This window comes from Flavobacterium chungangensis, assembly GCF_042654045.1.
In the GTDB taxonomy this organism is placed as follows: Bacteria; Bacteroidota; Bacteroidia; order Flavobacteriales; family Flavobacteriaceae; genus Flavobacterium; species Flavobacterium chungangensis.
In genome coordinates this window covers 404,171-420,814 of record NZ_JBHSFY010000003.1, presented here as the reverse complement: position 1 = coordinate 420,814, position 16,644 = coordinate 404,171, and the positions used below count along the sequence as shown (strand labels likewise).

At 34.4% G+C, this 16,644-nt stretch carries 16 protein-coding genes; 3 read left to right on the top strand and 13 right to left on the bottom strand.

The genetic code is table 11. From position 1 onward, the window contains the following. Nucleotides 1–5 precede the first annotated feature (5 nt). The 11 genes from ACFO3N_RS06990 to ACFO3N_RS06940 form a co-directional block, all read right to left on the bottom strand. Complete coding sequence (locus ACFO3N_RS06990) at nucleotides 6–728, bottom strand: cell division protein FtsQ/DivIB (RefSeq protein WP_248729504.1); 723 nt, start codon at nucleotides 726–728, stop codon at nucleotides 6–8. Then, nucleotides 715–2,064, bottom strand: a complete 1,350-nt coding sequence (murC, locus tag ACFO3N_RS06985; RefSeq protein WP_379796339.1) for a UDP-N-acetylmuramate--L-alanine ligase — start codon at nucleotides 2,062–2,064, stop codon at nucleotides 715–717. Before murC ends, ACFO3N_RS06990 begins: the two co-directional genes overlap by 14 nt. 144 nt (nucleotides 2,065–2,208) lie before the next feature. Continuing rightward, nucleotides 2,209–3,297, bottom strand: a complete 1,089-nt coding sequence (gene murG, locus ACFO3N_RS06980) for an undecaprenyldiphospho-muramoylpentapeptide beta-N-acetylglucosaminyltransferase (RefSeq protein WP_095928588.1) — start codon at nucleotides 3,295–3,297, stop codon at nucleotides 2,209–2,211. A gap of 45 nt (nucleotides 3,298–3,342) precedes the next feature. Next, nucleotides 3,343–4,653: an FtsW/RodA/SpoVE family cell cycle protein gene (locus ACFO3N_RS06975; RefSeq protein WP_379796337.1), complete on the bottom strand. Its 1,311-nt coding sequence runs from the start codon at nucleotides 4,651–4,653 to the stop codon at nucleotides 3,343–3,345. Nucleotides 4,654–4,743: 90 nt separating this feature from the next. After that, nucleotides 4,744–6,075 carry a UDP-N-acetylmuramoyl-L-alanine--D-glutamate ligase gene (murD, locus tag ACFO3N_RS06970; RefSeq protein ID WP_379796334.1) on the bottom strand — a complete coding sequence of 444 codons (1,332 nt, stop codon included), beginning with the start codon at nucleotides 6,073–6,075 and terminating at the stop codon, nucleotides 4,744–4,746. Further along, nucleotides 6,076–7,308, bottom strand: coding sequence for a phospho-N-acetylmuramoyl-pentapeptide-transferase (mraY, locus tag ACFO3N_RS06965; RefSeq protein ID WP_379796332.1), 1,233 nt, complete (start codon nucleotides 7,306–7,308; stop codon nucleotides 6,076–6,078). It abuts the gene before it with no gap. A gap of 86 nt (nucleotides 7,309–7,394) precedes the next feature. Continuing rightward, nucleotides 7,395–8,858: a UDP-N-acetylmuramoyl-L-alanyl-D-glutamate--2,6-diaminopimelate ligase gene (locus ACFO3N_RS06960; protein WP_379796330.1), complete on the bottom strand. Its 1,464-nt coding sequence runs from the start codon at nucleotides 8,856–8,858 to the stop codon at nucleotides 7,395–7,397. Further along, a complete protein-coding gene (locus tag ACFO3N_RS06955; protein ID WP_379796327.1) occupies nucleotides 8,855–10,861 on the bottom strand; it encodes a penicillin-binding protein in 2,007 nt (668 codons plus the stop codon). Before ACFO3N_RS06955 ends, ACFO3N_RS06960 begins: the two co-directional genes overlap by 4 nt. Continuing rightward, nucleotides 10,852–11,199, bottom strand: coding sequence for an FtsL-like putative cell division protein (locus ACFO3N_RS06950; protein ID WP_008467159.1), 348 nt, complete (start codon nucleotides 11,197–11,199; stop codon nucleotides 10,852–10,854). The genes ACFO3N_RS06955 and ACFO3N_RS06950 overlap by 10 nt, the downstream gene beginning before the upstream one ends. A 21-nt stretch (nucleotides 11,200–11,220) precedes the next feature. Beyond that, the gene (rsmH, locus tag ACFO3N_RS06945; protein ID WP_248729495.1) at nucleotides 11,221–12,129 is read right to left on the bottom strand and encodes a 16S rRNA (cytosine(1402)-N(4))-methyltransferase RsmH; all 909 of its coding nucleotides are present in this window, start codon (nucleotides 12,127–12,129) and stop codon (nucleotides 11,221–11,223) included. Further along, nucleotides 12,104–12,577, bottom strand: a complete 474-nt coding sequence (locus ACFO3N_RS06940) for a division/cell wall cluster transcriptional repressor MraZ (protein WP_035691746.1) — start codon at nucleotides 12,575–12,577, stop codon at nucleotides 12,104–12,106. Before ACFO3N_RS06940 ends, rsmH begins: the two co-directional genes overlap by 26 nt. Nucleotides 12,578–12,955: 378 nt before the next feature. Here ACFO3N_RS06940 and ACFO3N_RS06935 point away from each other — a divergent pair, with 378 nt between their 5' ends. The 3 genes from ACFO3N_RS06935 (at nucleotide 12,956) to ACFO3N_RS06925 (ending at nucleotide 15,170) form a co-directional block, all read left to right on the top strand. Next, nucleotides 12,956–13,720, top strand: a complete 765-nt coding sequence (locus tag ACFO3N_RS06935; RefSeq protein ID WP_095928582.1) for an alpha/beta fold hydrolase — start codon at nucleotides 12,956–12,958, stop codon at nucleotides 13,718–13,720. Nucleotides 13,721–13,764: 44 nt separating this feature from the next. Then, nucleotides 13,765–14,385, top strand: a complete 621-nt coding sequence (yihA, locus tag ACFO3N_RS06930) for a ribosome biogenesis GTP-binding protein YihA/YsxC (RefSeq protein WP_379796324.1) — start codon at nucleotides 13,765–13,767, stop codon at nucleotides 14,383–14,385. 155 nt (nucleotides 14,386–14,540) lie between these two features. Further along, entirely contained in the window at nucleotides 14,541–15,170 is a 630-nt protein-coding gene (locus ACFO3N_RS06925; protein WP_379796322.1) for a hypothetical protein, read from the top strand. A gap of 126 nt (nucleotides 15,171–15,296) precedes the next feature. Here ACFO3N_RS06925 and gldC read toward each other — a convergent pair whose 3' ends face one another. Together gldC and gldB are read right to left on the bottom strand one after the other, a co-directional pair. Further along, a complete protein-coding gene (gene gldC / locus ACFO3N_RS06920; protein WP_172426852.1) occupies nucleotides 15,297–15,629 on the bottom strand; it encodes a gliding motility protein GldC in 333 nt (110 codons plus the stop codon). Then, nucleotides 15,629–16,585 carry a gliding motility lipoprotein GldB gene (gldB, locus tag ACFO3N_RS06915; protein WP_379796320.1) on the bottom strand — a complete coding sequence of 319 codons (957 nt, stop codon included), beginning with the start codon at nucleotides 16,583–16,585 and terminating at the stop codon, nucleotides 15,629–15,631. Before gldB ends, gldC begins: the two co-directional genes overlap by 1 nt. Nucleotides 16,586–16,644: the final 59 nt, after the last annotated feature.

Here is a 16,644-nt window from a genome sequence, read left to right as displayed (position 1 = left end):
TTCTATTATTTAGTGCAAACTACTTGTTCCGTAAACCTAAGGTCAATTTTTTTGTATTTGTATAACGAACTATCTAAAACTGCTTTTTGAAAAAAGGCTTTATAGTTTCTAAATTTCTTATCAACATTCATCGTTCTTCCAAAATCTATGAAGTAATCATAGTTACGATTAAACATTTTTAAGCTTCCATTCGGCATAATCTCTACAGCAATGATGTTTTTTTTCAAAAACGCATCGTCATAAATTGTGCGAAATAAAGCTGCTAAATCTTCGTTATTTTTTTCATTTATTGCCCCTGAAACAAGAGGAACTCGCGCAGTGAAATTGTCCGATAAGGGCATTTTATTTCCCTCATAGTCAATATAAAAAGAAGCAGCGCCATCATAAACTCTTGCTATGGGCGTCTTCTGTTTTACTACTGCTTTTAGAACTCCATCAATACTTACAAAAACATTTGACTTCTCAATCATCTCTTGCGTATCGAGGGTTTTCTCTATCTTATTCAAATCTAGTTCATCTTTTCTAATACTGGAAGCGTCTCTTCTATTTTCTATCAACAATTTATTAACCGTCTCTGGCTTCACAAAAAGCGTATTTTCTCCTACAAAAACGACCACTGATTTTTTCAATTTTCGATCTCCATTTCGGTGTTTAGCGAAAGAATACAGGAACAAAACCAGTCCGAAAATAAGTACTAATCTAATATTTGCCCAATTAAATATTTTCATTTAAAACCTTTTTAATTGACGGAACCATCTCTCCCAGATCACCAGCTCCAATTGTTACAATAATAGGTGCATCACTGGCTTTAATTTCACCTAATAAATCTTCTTTTGCAACAATCTTTTTGTTCGAATTTGTCATTTTACCCAAAAGCCACTCAGAAGTTACTCCTTCCATCGGAAGCTCTCTAGCAGGGTAAATATCCATCAAAAACACTTCATCAAACTGCGATAAACTTGCTGCAAATCCGTCAATAAAGTCTCTTGTTCTGCTAAACAAATGCGGCTGGAAAATTGCCAAAACTTTACGTCCTGGATACAACTCTCTAACTGCTTGATGAACAGCATTTATTTCTGTTGGATGATGTGCATAATCATCAATATACACTAAATTTTCACTCTTAATTTGGTATGAAAAACGTCTTCTAATTCCGTTGAACGAAGCAATGGCTTTTGCAATAGAATCAGTCGGGGTGCCATAAGTTTTAGCCATCGCAATAGCCATCAATCCATTCATTAAATTGTGTCTTCCAGGCAATCCAAAACGCAAATCCTTCATAATTTCTGATGGCGTCTGCACATCAAAAACATAGGCCCCATCTTCAATGCGAACATTAAAAGCCTTATAAACAGCATCTTCATTTACAGCACATTGAACTCCCTCTAAAGGCAATTCTTTGGTAATGAAGAGATTATTTTTATCCTCAACTTTTGAAGCAAATTCTCTAAAAGAAGCCTCAATTGCATCACTTGTTCCGTAGATATCTAAATGATCCGCATCCATAGAAGTCACACAAGCGATATCTGGACGCAAATGCAAAAATGATCTGTCAAATTCATCTGCTTCTACAACTGTTACCGTTTTTCCACTTCCTATCAAGTTTGAATTATAATTCTCTACAATTCCTCCAATAAAAGCCGTTACATCAGCACCGCTTTGAAACAAAATATGCCCCAAAATACTAGAAGTTGTTGTTTTTCCGTGTGTTCCTGCAACTGCAAAACAAAAAGTGTCTTTACTTATAATTCCAAGAACTTCTGCACGCTTTTTAACTTCGTAATGTCTTTCAATAAAATAATTCCATTCTGAATGTGTTTTTGGAACCGCTGGCGTATATATCACCAACGTATTCTCTACATAATAATCTTTTGGAATTAAGTTTATATCGTCTTCAAAATGAATATCAATACCGCTTTCAATCAATTCATTAGTTAGCATAGAAGGCGTTTTGTCGTAACCTGAAACTTGTTTTCCAATAAACTTGAAATAACGAGCCAGAGCACTCATTCCGATTCCTCCGATACCAATAAAATAAACGTTTTGTATTTGATTTAAATTCATTTTTTTTTTGCTTTATGCCGTAAGCTTTAGGCTGTAAGCCTATAACTTTTGTCTTTATTTTCTAATCCTCTTTTATCCTTTTAATCTATATTACGTTTTAGATAGCATTCTCAAGCTTAAAGCTGATTGCCTATAGCTTACAGCTTATCTAATTAACTTGACAATTTCAGCCACAATATCTTGTGTAGCCCTTGGTTTTGCCAATTTTTTAATGTTATCACTTAATTGTTTCTGTTTTCCAGAATCTTTCAGCAGCGCTTCAAAAACAATGCTAAACTGACTGTCAAGCTCAGATTCTTTCAACAAAATCGCACCTTTAGCATCAACAATCGCTTGTGCATTTTTAGTCTGGTGATCCTCAGCTACATTCGGTGACGGAATAAAAATCACTGGTTTCCCCACAATGCACAATTCTGACACTGATGAAGCACCTGCACGTGAAATTATGACATCTGATGCTGCATAAACAAAATCCATTCTTTCAATAAAATCAACCACTTTTACATTTGGCTGATTGTATTTTTTATAATCTTCAAAATATAATTTTCCGCATTGCCAGATTACCTGAACGTCTTGCGAAAGGAAATTTTGCAATTCTTTTTCAATTAACTGATTGATTCTTCTTGCTCCTAAACTTCCTCCTAAAACCAATAATGTTTTCTTATTCGGATCTAAACCATAGAAAGCAATTGCTTCTTCACGTTTGCTTTCAATGTCAATTAAATCCTGACGAACTGGATTCCCTGTTAAAACAATTTTTTCTTTTGGAAAAAAACGCTCTAAATTTTCATAAGCCACACAAATCGCATTGGCTTTCTTGCTCAACAATTTGTTTGTAATTCCTGGATAAGAATTCTGCTCCTGAACAACCGTGGGAATTCCTGCCGAACCTGCCGCTTGCAATAAAGGGCCACTGGCAAAACCACCTGTACCGATTACCACATTGGGCTTGAACTTTTTAATTATCCTTTTTGATTCCAATAAACTGCTTGCCAGTTTAAGTGGAAACATCAAATTTTGTAATGTCAATTTTCGCTGTAAACCCGCAATCCAAAGACCTTTTATTTCGTAACCTGCCTGAGGCACTTTTTGCATTTCCATTTTATCTCTGGCACCTACAAAAAGAAATTCTGCATCAGGAAATTGTAATTTTAATTCATTTGCAATTGCAATCGCAGGATAGATGTGCCCTCCTGTTCCTCCTCCGCTAAGTATGAATTTATACTTTGTCATCTGTCTAAAAATTACAACTTTTTTAAAAAATTTTATATTTTAATCTTATTTGTTTAAAACCGCATTCATCGGATTTCTTGAATTGTCTTCTATCGAATACACTGCCTCTTCTTCATATATTTCATCTGCTGGTAAATCCTCTTCTGCCATTTCTTTATCTATCAATCGCTGTAAGGCTTCTTTTCGTTTTTCTCTCTCTAATTTATCCTCAGCAATTTCTTCTTCTTTTCTCGTTACACTAATGATAATTCCGAGCCCAAGACAGGTCATCCAAATCGAACTTCCCCCGCTACTTATCAACGGAAGTGTCTGCCCTGTAACTGGCAACAATTCTACCGCAACCGCCATATTGATCATTGCTTGAAATATCATCGGAAACCCAACCCCAACGACAACTAATTTTCCAAACACTGTAGGAGCTTTATGCGAAGCAATTACAAATCGGAACAATAACAACAAATACAGAATAACAATTGAAACTCCTCCAACCAAACCGTATTCTTCTACAATAATGGCATAAATAAAATCGGAAGAAGATTGCGGTAAAAAGTTCTTCTGAACACTTTTTCCTGGACCTAACCCTCCTAATTTCCCAGATGCAATTGCAATTTTTGCTTTCTCAATCTGATAGTCATCTTCGTCTGGTTTGTCTGTTGTAAAATTCGTAATACGACTTTCCCAAGTTGAAACCCTGCTAAAGAATCTTGAGTCTGGAAAAGCTTTTGCCACTAAAAGGAAAAATGCTAACATCGCAACTCCTGAACCAATGATAAAAGCAATATATTTTAATGGATATTTACCAATAAATGTCAGCATCAAAACCATTGCAAAAATTAACGCCGTAGTCGAAAAGTTTGCTGGAAGAATTAATACTAATGTGATAAATACTGGAACCCAAAGCTGAATCAACGAGGTCTGAAATGGCTCATTTTCTTCTTTAGTCTTAGACAAATAGCGCGCTACATAAATAAACAAAACAATAGATGCCAATGTTGATGTCTGAAACGTAATTCCGATAAAGGGAACCTGAATCCAACGACTCGCATTTGCACCAGCGATAACAGTTCCTTTTAAAAGCGTATAAAGCAGTAAAATCCAAACCACTGGAAGCGCAATCTTCGAAATGGCTCTAAAATAGTGATACGGAACTCTATGCACCCAGTAAATAATCAAGAATCCGATACAAATATGCGCCAGATGTTTTACCAAATACCCTAATGTATTTCCTGTTCCGTGTCCAATATAAGCCAAATTACTACTCGCACTAAAAACAGGCATAAACGAAAACAACGCCAATAAGGCCACAAATGACCATATTACCCTATCTCCTTTTAGTTTGTTTACTAGCTCCTTCATAATCTTTTTGTTTCAGGTTTTGTTTTGTTTCAGGTTTCAAGTTTCAGGTATCTAACTTGAAACCTGAAACTTGAAACTTTAAACTATTTTCTACAAGTTGTGTACTGCTTGCTTAAATTGTTTTCCACGGTCTTCGTAGTTTTCGAATAAATCGAAACTTGCGCAGGCTGGAGACAATAAAACCACATCACCTTTTTCTGTTAATCTTTGAGCAGTTTTTACTGCATCATTCATATTATTTACTTCAACCATAATATCAACAACGTTTCCAAATGCATCGATAATTTTACGGTTATCGATTCCAAGACAGATAATAGCTTTTACTTTTTCGCGTACTAACGACATTAATTCGTTATAATCGTTTCCTTTATCAACACCTCCGACAATCCATACTGTTGGTGCATTCATACTATCCAAAGCAAAGAAAGTAGCGTTTACGTTTGTTGCTTTTGAATCATTGATATATTGAACGTTCTGTATTTTTAATACTTTTTCTAAACGGTGTTCAACACCTTGGAAATTAGATAGACTTTCACGAATCGTTGCATTTCTAATTTGCATCAATTTAGCTACAGAGCTTGCTGCCATGGCGTTTTTCATATTATGTTTTCCTTCTAACGCAATGTGTTCTGTATCCATTGTAAACTCTTCTTGGTTGATCTTTATTTCCATTTTGTTGTTATTTATAGAAGCCCCTTCATCAAATTTTTTTGTCAATGAAAAAGGAATTAGTTTTGCTTTTGTTTTGTTCTTCTTTAACCATTCTGTACTTGCCTCATCGTCTGCATCGTAAATGAGATAATCGTTCTCAATCTGGTTCATTGTTATTCGAAACTTCGAATTGATATAATTTTCATACTTATATTCGTATCGATCTAAATGATCCGGACTTATATTGGTTATAATAGCAATATCTGGCCTGTAATTTATTATTCCGTCCAACTGAAAACTGCTTAATTCAAGAACGTAGGCATCAAATTTATTCTCAGCCACCTGCCAAGCGAAGCTCTTTCCAATATTCCCTCCCAATCCGACATTTAATCCTGCATATTTCAACAAGTGATGGGTCAGCATTGTGGTGGTTGTTTTACCATTACTTCCTGTAATCCCGATGGTCATGGCTTCTGTATAAGGAATTGCAAATTCAATTTCCGAAATCACTTTCACTCCTGCCGCAACCAGCTTTTTTACTATCGGAGATTTATCTGGAATTCCTGGGCTTTTCATTACCACATCTGCATTTAGAATTAGACCTTCTGTATGCTGCTCTTCTTCCCAGGCTATCTTATTAATGATAAGAACTTCTTTGTAACTCTCTTTTATTTTTCCGAAATCGGATACAAAAACATCATATCCCTGTTTCTTACCGAGGATCGCGGTTCCTACACCGCTTTCTCCCCCTCCTAAAACTACTAGCCTCATTTATCTCAGTTTTAAAGTGATGATTGATAAAATGGCTAACATCACGGCAACAATCCAGAAACGAGTTACGATTTTACTTTCGTGATATCCTTTTTTCTGATAATGATGATGCAAAGGCGACATTAGAAATATCCTTCGGCCTTCTCCGAAACGCTTCTTCGTATATTTAAAATAAGTAACCTGAATAATTACTGACGCACTTTCTGCTAAGAAAATTCCACAGAATAAAACAATCAATATTTCTTTACGAACTGCAATGGCTAAAACTGCGATAATCCCTCCAATGGTCAAACTTCCCGTATCTCCCATAAATACAGAAGCTGGATAAGAATTGTACCAAAGAAAACCAATAAGCGCACCAACAAAAGCCGAAATAAAGACCGTCATTTCTCCCGAGTTGGGGATGTACATAATATTCAGATAATTTGAAAAAATGATATTACCCGAAACGAATGTAAAAATCCCGAGCGCGAGGACGGATATTGCAGAGGTTCCTGCCGCGAGTCCGTCTATTCCATCTGTTAAATTAGCCCCATTTGAAACCGCTGTAATAATGAAAATCACTACTGGAATAAAAACTAGCCAAGCCCATTTCTCATATCCATCTCCCATAAAAGACAATACTTCAGCGTAATCAAATTCATTGTTTTTTACAAAAGGAATTGTCGTTGCTGTAGATTTTTCTTCAATAGGCGCCGGCAATACTACTGTTGTATTTCCAGCTGTTTTAAAAATATCTGTACGTCCAGTATCTGTTCTTACGGTAACAGCAGGGTTAAAATAAAGAACCGCTCCTACTATAATTCCAAGACCTACTTGACCAATTACTTTAAAAATACCTTTTAAACCTTGTTTGTCTTTTTTGAATATCTTGATATAATCGTCAACAAAACCAATTGTCCCCATCCATAATGTAGTTACAATTAGTAAAACGATATAAATGTTATGCAATCTTGCAAATAACAAAACCGGAAGTAATGTTGCAAAAATGATAATTAATCCACCCATTGTTGGCGTACCAGCTTTTTCATTCTGACCAGCAAGACCAAGCTCACGTACTGTTTCTCCAACTTGCTGACGGCGTAAAAAGTTAATCACTCTTTTACCATAAATAGTCGACAGAAGCAACGAAAGCATAAATGCCAGAGCTGATCTAAATGTGATGTACTGGAAAACCCCTGTTCCAGGAATGTCCAATGTTTTATCAAAATACTCAAATAAATAGTACAGCATATTTCTTTGTTTTTTTTCGAAATCCCAATTTTTAAATTCCAAATTCCAATTATAAATTGGTTTTGGAATTTGAAATTTCCTTTTTGTTATTTATTTAGTTGTTCTAAAATCTCTTTTACCGTTTCCATATCATCAAAATGATGGCGAACACCATTTATTTCTTGATAGGTTTCATGCCCTTTTCCTGCAATTAAAATGATATCTTTAGGCTGAGCCAATTGACAAGCCGTTTTAATTGCCTGTTTTCTATCTGTAATTCGCAGCATTTTTTTATAGTTGTGAGGCTCAACTCCTTGCTCCATTTCATCCAAAATAACTTCTGGATCTTCATTTCTTGGATTATCTGAAGTCAAAACCGCTTTATCGCTTAAATCTGAAGCAATCTTTGCCATAATTGGGCGTTTTGTTTTATCCCGATTTCCTCCACATCCAACAACAGTAATCAACTGCTCATTTTTGGTACGGATATCATTTATCGTTTTTAAAACATTTTCTAAGGCATCTGGCGTATGCGCATAATCTACAACAGCAGTAATTCCGCCATCTGATACGATATACTGAAAACGTCCCGAAACACTTTCTAAATCAGACAGTAAACGCAACGCTTCAAGACTATCAATTCCTAGCTCTACAGCAGTTCCGTAAATCGCTAAAACGTTGTATGCGTTGAATGTACCAATTAGTTTTACCCAAACTTCATTATCATTAACCTTCAACAATAATCCAGACAATTGGCTTTCTAAAATCTGCGCTCTATAATCTGCATAAGATTTTAAAGCGTAAGTCAGTTTTTTAGCCGCTGTATTCTGAAGCATTACTGATCCGTTTTTGTCATCAATATTCGATATAACAAAAGCTGATTTTGGAAGAGAATCAAAAAATGACTTTTTAACATCTCTATATTCAGCAAATGTTGGGTGATAATCTAAGTGATCGTGAGAAAGATTCGTAAAAATTCCGCCCACAAAATGCAAAGCTTCTGTACGTTTCTGGTGAATTCCATGCGAACTTACTTCCATAAAACAATGCGTAACTCCCGCTTCAACCATTTCATTTAAATAATGATTAATAGTTAAAGAATCTGGTGTTGTATGCGTTGCTGGATATTCTGTTTGATCTACTACAATTTTTACCGTTGACAATAAGCCAACCTTAAAACCTGCTTTTTGAAACAACTGAAACAATAATGATGCAATCGTTGTTTTACCATTTGTTCCTGTTACACCAACTAATTTTAGTTTTGCAGATGGATCTTCAAAATAATTAGCCGCCATAAAAGCCAAAGCTGTATTGGTATCTTTTACTTGAACATACGTTACTTCACTAGCTGTATTTTCAGGAAGCGTATCACAAATAATAGCTTTTGCTCCAAGTTCGATTGCTTTTTCGATATAATCGTGTCCATCTGAAAGTGAACCGCGAATTGCTACGAAAATGTCATTTGCCTCTACTTTACGTGAATCAAATTCAATTTTAGAAATAGCAATATCTGTTGAACCTTTTACAGATTCAATAGCTACTTTATATAATATGTCTTTTAATACTTTCACGATAATTCTAATACAATTGTTGTGTTTTTACTTATACTGGTTCCCGCTTGAATCGATTGATTCTTTACTTTCCCCATCCCATTTACTTTTACTTTCAAACCTAAATTTTCTAATAAAGCAATCGCGTCCATTCCTGGCATTCCTTTTAAATTCGGAATCTGGTTAAGCTTTTTATTAGCTTCAGCCGTATATTTATCATAACTAGCATCCTGCTTTGGAATTCTAGAATCTAATTTTTTGATTTTATTTGTCGAAGGCGCATCGGTAAAAATCTTTTGTGCAATTCTCTTAAAAACCGGTCCGGCAACATCTGCTCCATAGTAATTATTTCTAGACGTATTAGGTTTATGAACCACTACAATACAAGAATACTTTGGATGATCAGCTGGAAAATACCCCGCGAAAGAAGATGCATAATACATACCTTCTCTTCCTGCGTTACCGTAATTTACCATAGCTGTTCCCGTTTTTCCTGCCATTGAAAAATCTTTCGAATACAACTTAGAACCTGTTCCTTTTTTCACCACATTCGCCAAGACTGCTTTTACTTTTTTTAGTGTTTCTGGCGAACAAACCTTTGGATTCATTACTTCTGTATCAAACTTTTTAATGGTTTTGTTCCATTCTTTAATTTCTGACACAAACTGTGGTTTTACCATTACCCCATTGTTTGCAACCGCATTATACAAAGTTAAAGTCTGCATTGGCGTAACTGAAACGTTATATCCAAAAGCCATCCAAGGAAGTGTAGTTCCTGACCAATGTTTGTCTCCAGGCTGCGGAATATAAGGCCTTCCTTCTCCTTTAAAATGCAATCCCAATGGCTTATTTAAACCTAATTCATTAATATGATTCACAAACTTACGCGGGTTGCTTTTGTAATTTTCGTAAACCGCCTGAACCATTACGGTATTGGACGAAAGCTCAAATCCACGTGCCAAAGTAACTTTCCCGTAACCGCCTCTATGCGAATCACGAACAGCTCTTCCATAATATCTAATTTCCCCGCCATGGCTGTCGTAAACTGTACTTGTATCAGCCACCTTATCTTCTAAAATCGCCATTAAATCAACTAATTTAAAAGTCGATCCAGGTTCGTGAGATTCAGCAACCGCATAATTGGTTGTTTCGTAATAAGAACCATCTTCTGCTCTTCCTAAATTTGAAATCGCTTTTATGTATCCTGTTTCTGTTTCCATTACTACCACACAACCGTGATCTGCTTCGTAATCTTCCAATTGTTTCAACAAAGCATGGTGTGCGATATCCTGTATAAAAACATCTATAGTCGAAATCACATCGTAACCGTCAATTGGATCCACTTCGTTTACATCACGAATTGGTTTCCATTGTCCTTTTGCAATTTTTTGCTTTAGAATTTTACCATCCTTACCGTTCAAATAGCTTTTAAAAGCCCATTCAATTCCTTTTCCTACTTCTATTCCAGTTGCTGGATCAATACGGTCGTAACCAATTGTTCTTTCTGCAATTTTACCTATTGGATGTTTTCTAACAGTTTCTTGCTCAACAATAATTCCACCTTTGAAAGCACCTAAATTGAATAATGGAAACCCTTTAATTTTCACATATTCCGTATAACTCAAATTGCGGGCAATTAAATAATAACGGTTCTTATTCTCTCTTGCTTTTCTTAATTCTTTTTGAAAATAACCGCTTGGTTTATCTAAAACAGTTGCTAGAGAATCTGACAATTGCTTTACATATTTTTCGAATGTTTCTTTTTTTGGCGCTTTTGCATCAAAACGAATTTCATAATTCGGAATTGATGTTGCCAATAAACTCCCATCCGCAGAATAAATATTTCCTTTATTGGCAGGAATTACAAAATTTCTAACGGTACGCTGTTTCGCCAGTTTTCTGTAATAATCTCCATCAACCCACTGAATATTGGTTAATTTAACGACAATAGCAATTGCCATCAAAAAGATGAAAACTGCTACGAGGTAAATTCTGTAGGATATATGTTTATCGTCTACTGCCATATTCTTTTAAAGAAACTTTTTTCTTCTTCTTTTTTAACTTCTATTTTCACTGGAGGAACCGTCGACGGAAAAATTTGTTTTTCTAACATTTTATCCGAAATAGTCGACTCCATTTTTAACTTCATCAATTCTGAACGTCGATCTACAAATTCTGATCTTAGTTCTTTTACTTCATTATTTAATTTCGCGATTTCAAAAACCTTTTGTTCGTATCGCTGTGTATTGGCAATCATCAAAATGGCCAGCAGAATTATAAAGACGATAAATCGCCAATTTTTCACTGCATCTTCATGAATCAGGAATCTTGCTTTTAATATGCTAAATACACCACTTTTCATTATTTCCTACCTTAATATATATTATAGCTTTTCTGCGACTCTTAATTTGGCACTTCTTGCTCTATTATTAATTTTGATTTCTTCGTTGTCTGGAACAATCAGTTTTCCGATAGTTTTGAATGGAACTGAAAAATTTCCGTAAAAATCTCTTTCTGGTTCTCCTTCAAACATTCCGTTTTTAATAAATCTCTTTACCAAACGATCTTCTAGAGAATGATACGAGATTACCGAAAATCTTCCACCTGGTTTCAAAATTTCAAGAGACTGCTCAATAAATTCTTTTAGAACATCCATTTCCTGATTTACCTCGATTCGAATTGCCTGATAAATCTGAGCCAAAACTTTGTTTCTAACTTTCTCTGGCAAAAACTTTTTCAGAACATCTTTCAATTCTTCAGTCGTTTTGATCGGGTAATCTTTTCTTGCCTCAACAATTGTTCTAGCCAAAACTGGTGCATTTTTCAACTCCCCATAATCAAAAAAAACACGACGTAAATCCTGTTCTTCATATTCGTTAACCACTCGATAAGCATTTAAATCATTTTTTTGACTCATCCGCATATCTAGTTCTGCATCAAATCTGGTAGAAAAACCTCTTTCTGGAACATCAAACTGATGTGATGAAACTCCCAAATCTGCCAAGATTCCGTCTACTGCTTTTACTCCGTGAAAACGTAAAAACCTTTTTATGAACCTAAAATTTTCGTTTATCAAAGTGAACCTTTCGTCTGGCAGTGCATTGGCAAGCGCATCTTCGTCTTGGTCAAATGCAAACAGCCTTCCGTTTGGCCCTAATCTTTTTAAAATCTCTTTTGAATGACCACCGCCTCCAAACGTAACATCTACATACACACCATCAGGTTTAATATTTAAACCATCTACTGTTGGATGAAGCAAAACCGGATTATGATATTCCATCTTCGTCGTCATTAATATTTCCCATTACTTCTTCGGCTAGATCTGCAAAATCCATATCTTCGCCACTAATTGATTTCTCGTATAAATCTTTGTCCCAAATCTCAACAATATTAACCGCAGATGAAAAAACCACATCTTTAGAAATACTTGCAAACGTTACCAAATCTTTTGGAACAAGCAATCTTCCCAATGCATCAACCTCAACCACTTTAACACCAGCAGTAAACCTTCTAATGAAATCGTTGTTCTTTTTTACAAAGCGATTAAGCTTGTTGATTTTTTTCATCATCGCATCCCATTCTACCATCGGATACAACTCTAAACACGGCTGAAAAACAGAACGCTTCAAAACAAATCCGTCTTGAAGAGAAGCCGTCAACTGCTTTTTTAAAGGTGCAGGCATCATTAGCCTTCCTTTAGCATCGACTTTACATTCATATGTTCCAACAATTGTGTTCAAAAAAAACTAGTTAACATGTTATACAGCAAAAATATAAAAAATATTACCACATATTACCACTTTATACCACTTTGTTAATAAGTTTAACCACTTTGCTACCACTTTCCATAACCTGCAATTAATCAATACTTTAACTATTAATTAACAGATTCTTAAATACGTTATTCATTCAAAAAAATAATGCGCTAATTTTCTTAAAAAATTGATTATAATGCACATTTCTTAACATTTGCGCATTTTAACAAATATCATCTTAATTGCTGATTTTTAACATTTTAGATATTCTACTGAAATTATCTAGTTAAAAAATGGCATCAAAAATTCATTTTTGTTGAATTAACCCTATATTTGTCGAAATTGAAATTGGCATTAGATTAGATGGACAAACACTATAAAAAAGAAGGCAAATACAGCTATTTCGAAGCTGGAGAAGGAACTCCGATCGTTATTCTGCATGGTTTAATGGGAGGTCTAAGTAACTTTGATGGTGTAGCACAATATTTCCCAACGAAAGGATATAAAGTTGTTATCCCAGATTTGCCAATATACACCCAAAGCATTTTAAAAACGAACGTAAAAAGTTTTGCGAAATACGTAAAAGACTTTATCACTTACAAAGGGTTTGACAAAGTTATTCTTCTAGGAAATTCTCTTGGAGGGCATATTGCTTTGTACCATACAAAACTTTATCCTGAGAAAGTTGCCGGACTTGTAATTACTGGAAGTTCTGGACTTTACGAAAGCGCAATGGGAGATAGCTATCCAAGAAGAGGCGATTACGAATACATCAAAACAAAAGCTGAAGCTGTATTTTATGACCCAAAAATTGCAACTCCCGATTTGATTGATGAAGTTTACGCTACAGCTAATGACCGCATCAAATTAATCAAAACTTTAACCATTGCAAAGAGTGCCATTCGTCATAATATGGCTAAAGATTTGCCAAAAATGGACGTTGAAACTTGTATTATTTGGGGTCGAAATGACTCTGTAACTCCTCCAAATGTAGCTGAAGAATTTGATAAATTGTTACCAAATTCAACTTTATACTGGATTGACAAATGCGGACACGCAGCGATGATGGAACACCCTCAGGAATTTAATGAAATTCTTGAAAAATGGCTTACTGAAAAGAATTTTTAGCCGTCAAAATTTATTTTTTTTAGGAGGTTTTAAAACGAAAGAACATGAAAATTAACACCGCCGAATTTATTGTTAGCAATTCTGATGCATCAAAATGTCCAAAGGATTTTTTGCCAGAATATGCTTTTATAGGAAGATCAAACGTAGGTAAGTCATCTTTGATTAATATGCTTACCAACAATAAAAACTTAGCCAAAACATCTGGCAAACCAGGAAAAACACAATTAATAAATCATTTCAAAATCAACAATAATTGGTTTTTGGTCGATTTGCCTGGTTATGGTTACGCTAAAGTTTCTAAGAAAACAAAATCAGTTTTTCAGCAATTTATTACTGATTATTTTGAAAACAGAGAACAACTGGTTTGTGCTTTTGTTTTAATTGACATTCGCCACGAAGCTCAAAATATCGACGTTGAATTTATGTCTTATATGGGCGAAAGCGAAATTCCGTTCTGCATTATTTTTACTAAAGCAGATAAAATTAGCAAAACAAAAATAGATTCGCATATTGCAGCTTACAAAAAACAGATGTTTGCCAACAACTGGGCTGAAATGCCTCAATATTTTGTAACTTCATCTACAGAATCTACCGGAAAAGAAGAACTATTATCTTATATAGATCAAGTGAATCAAGAAGTTTTTAAAAACAACTCTGAATTTTAAAGTTTTAAAAACTCACAATATTAAAATCCCAAATTCCAATTATAAATCTGGAATTTGGGATTTTATTTTTTGAAAGTAAAACCTTAAAAACAAATCGTTTTTTATAGCCAGTAAGCTATCTTTTAAAGTACATTTGACACAACCAAAAATAGTTTATGAAGAACCCAAAACCATTGTTTTTTATTCTCTTGATTCTCATCCTGACATCTTGCAGAACACCAACTTATATGTTTACATCTGGACCAAGATCTGGTGTTAATTTTAGCTCCGGAAGATGGCTAATGAATGAATTAGATTGTCCTAAAAAATCCAAAGACAAATTAACGGAAGAATCTTTAACCTTTTTTAAAAAGAATTTAGGAGATCGTTTGTTTTATATAAATGATGTTAACGGAATATTAGTTAGTCGAAAGATTCATTTAAATCCTAATAAAACAAAACTAAAAGAATTAAAGGACGGAACCGGTTTTGATTTTTTTATCAATATCTCAACTACAAAACGAAAAAGTGATTTCTCTTATATTGAGCTCTATCAATCCGATGACGAAGTAGGAAAAAACGAAGCTGCCGTACTTGTTGAAATTTACGATTTAAATTCTCAAGAAATTATTTATTCTCAAAATGTGGTCGGGATTTCTCAAAAAACAAAAACCGAACCGATGTGGTCTACCGAAAAATCAAACAAGTTTATTGACAATGTAGAGTTTTACAAAACATCAGATAAATTAATGAAAGGAGCTTTAAAAAAGATATTCAAAGACCTAGACAAAAGATCTATCAAATAAAAAAGAACAAAAAAAAGGAAATATCCTGTTATTTGACTTACTTAGACAATTACAATAAAAAGCAAAAAATCCCAAACCCAATTATTTGAAATTGGAATTTGGGATTTTTTTATATTGGAATTTCTATTACTTCGTAAGCTCCAGTTTTTCTGCAAAGTAGTCACAGAAATCTTTCATTGTGTCAGACATTTTTTCGTCGTCTGTTGCACGTTTAAAAGTATCGGCCATCGCAACTAAAGTCTGGTGGAAGAAAATCTTCATTTCATCTACCGGCATATCTTTTGTCCACAAATCAATACGCATTGTTTCTTTTACCTTACTGTCCCAAATAGACAGCATGATTGCTTTTGCTTCTTCAGCTTGAACTCCACCATCTTGTGCGCTCCATGTTAATTTTTCAGGAACACGGTTTTCGTCCAATTCTATATTAAATTTAATCTCTGAGTTTATATTTGCCATTATTTCTTAGGTTTATATTTTGATTTTTCGAAGATTTCTTTTGGCTCAAGCTTGAATAATTCAGCCAAAGTTACATCACTATTGTTTTTCATGTAAGAACGTACCATCTGCCAGCCAATCCAAGCTCCCACTCGTCCTGGAGAATCGTTATCTATTTCTAAAAAGAATTTAGAAAAAGGCGCTGGAGCTATAAATCGTGCTCTCAGCTTTGGGTCTTCGTTGTAAAGCATTTCATTTTCTATGAAATAACGCCACATATAGGCTTCGTTTTCTTCACACCATTTTATCTGCTCTGGAGTATATCCCATTTTTTCTGCATCTGTATATTCAGGAATCAGCAAATCTTTTGCGTAAAGCTGTTTCCCTTCAAAAACCATTTGAGCAACCAAACTCTTATCTATAGAATTTGGAATATTTCGATACGAAAAACTAGAAACCACGTCTGGCATAATTTGTCTTTCTTCAAAGTTCTCTTTTAAGTAATTTGGGAACTCATAAAACTTGTGGTTTTTACCTAAATACAATTCTAAAGCTACCACTACTAGACTATCCGCGTAAATAGATTTTGCATTATAATCCATTTCTCCAATTACTGTAATTACCTTAGGAATTTTAGTTTTAGGAAAATAGTATTTTACATGCTGAAAAAGTTCGTTAAACTCTTTGCGAACCGGCTCAAAATTGCTGTACTTTTTCTGAACTTCTTCATAAACTTCTCTCCAGATCGGATCGTTCATTTTCTGAACCCAAACGTTATCATCATTACCAGGAAAGAAAAACGGATATTGTTTTTTTACTTTCGCAAGATCTTGCGGTTTGGTTTCAAAAAACACCTTATCAAATCGTTCTACTTTAATATCAACAGGAATTTCTTCTACTTCTTTTTCAACCTTACTTTTTTGATTGCAAGACAAAAAAAACAGGCATAGAACCACTGCAAAGCGATATATTTTCATTTTATTTTAATTAGATTTGTGTTATCAGAATTTTAAGTAGTTGCATACTCAAAATAATT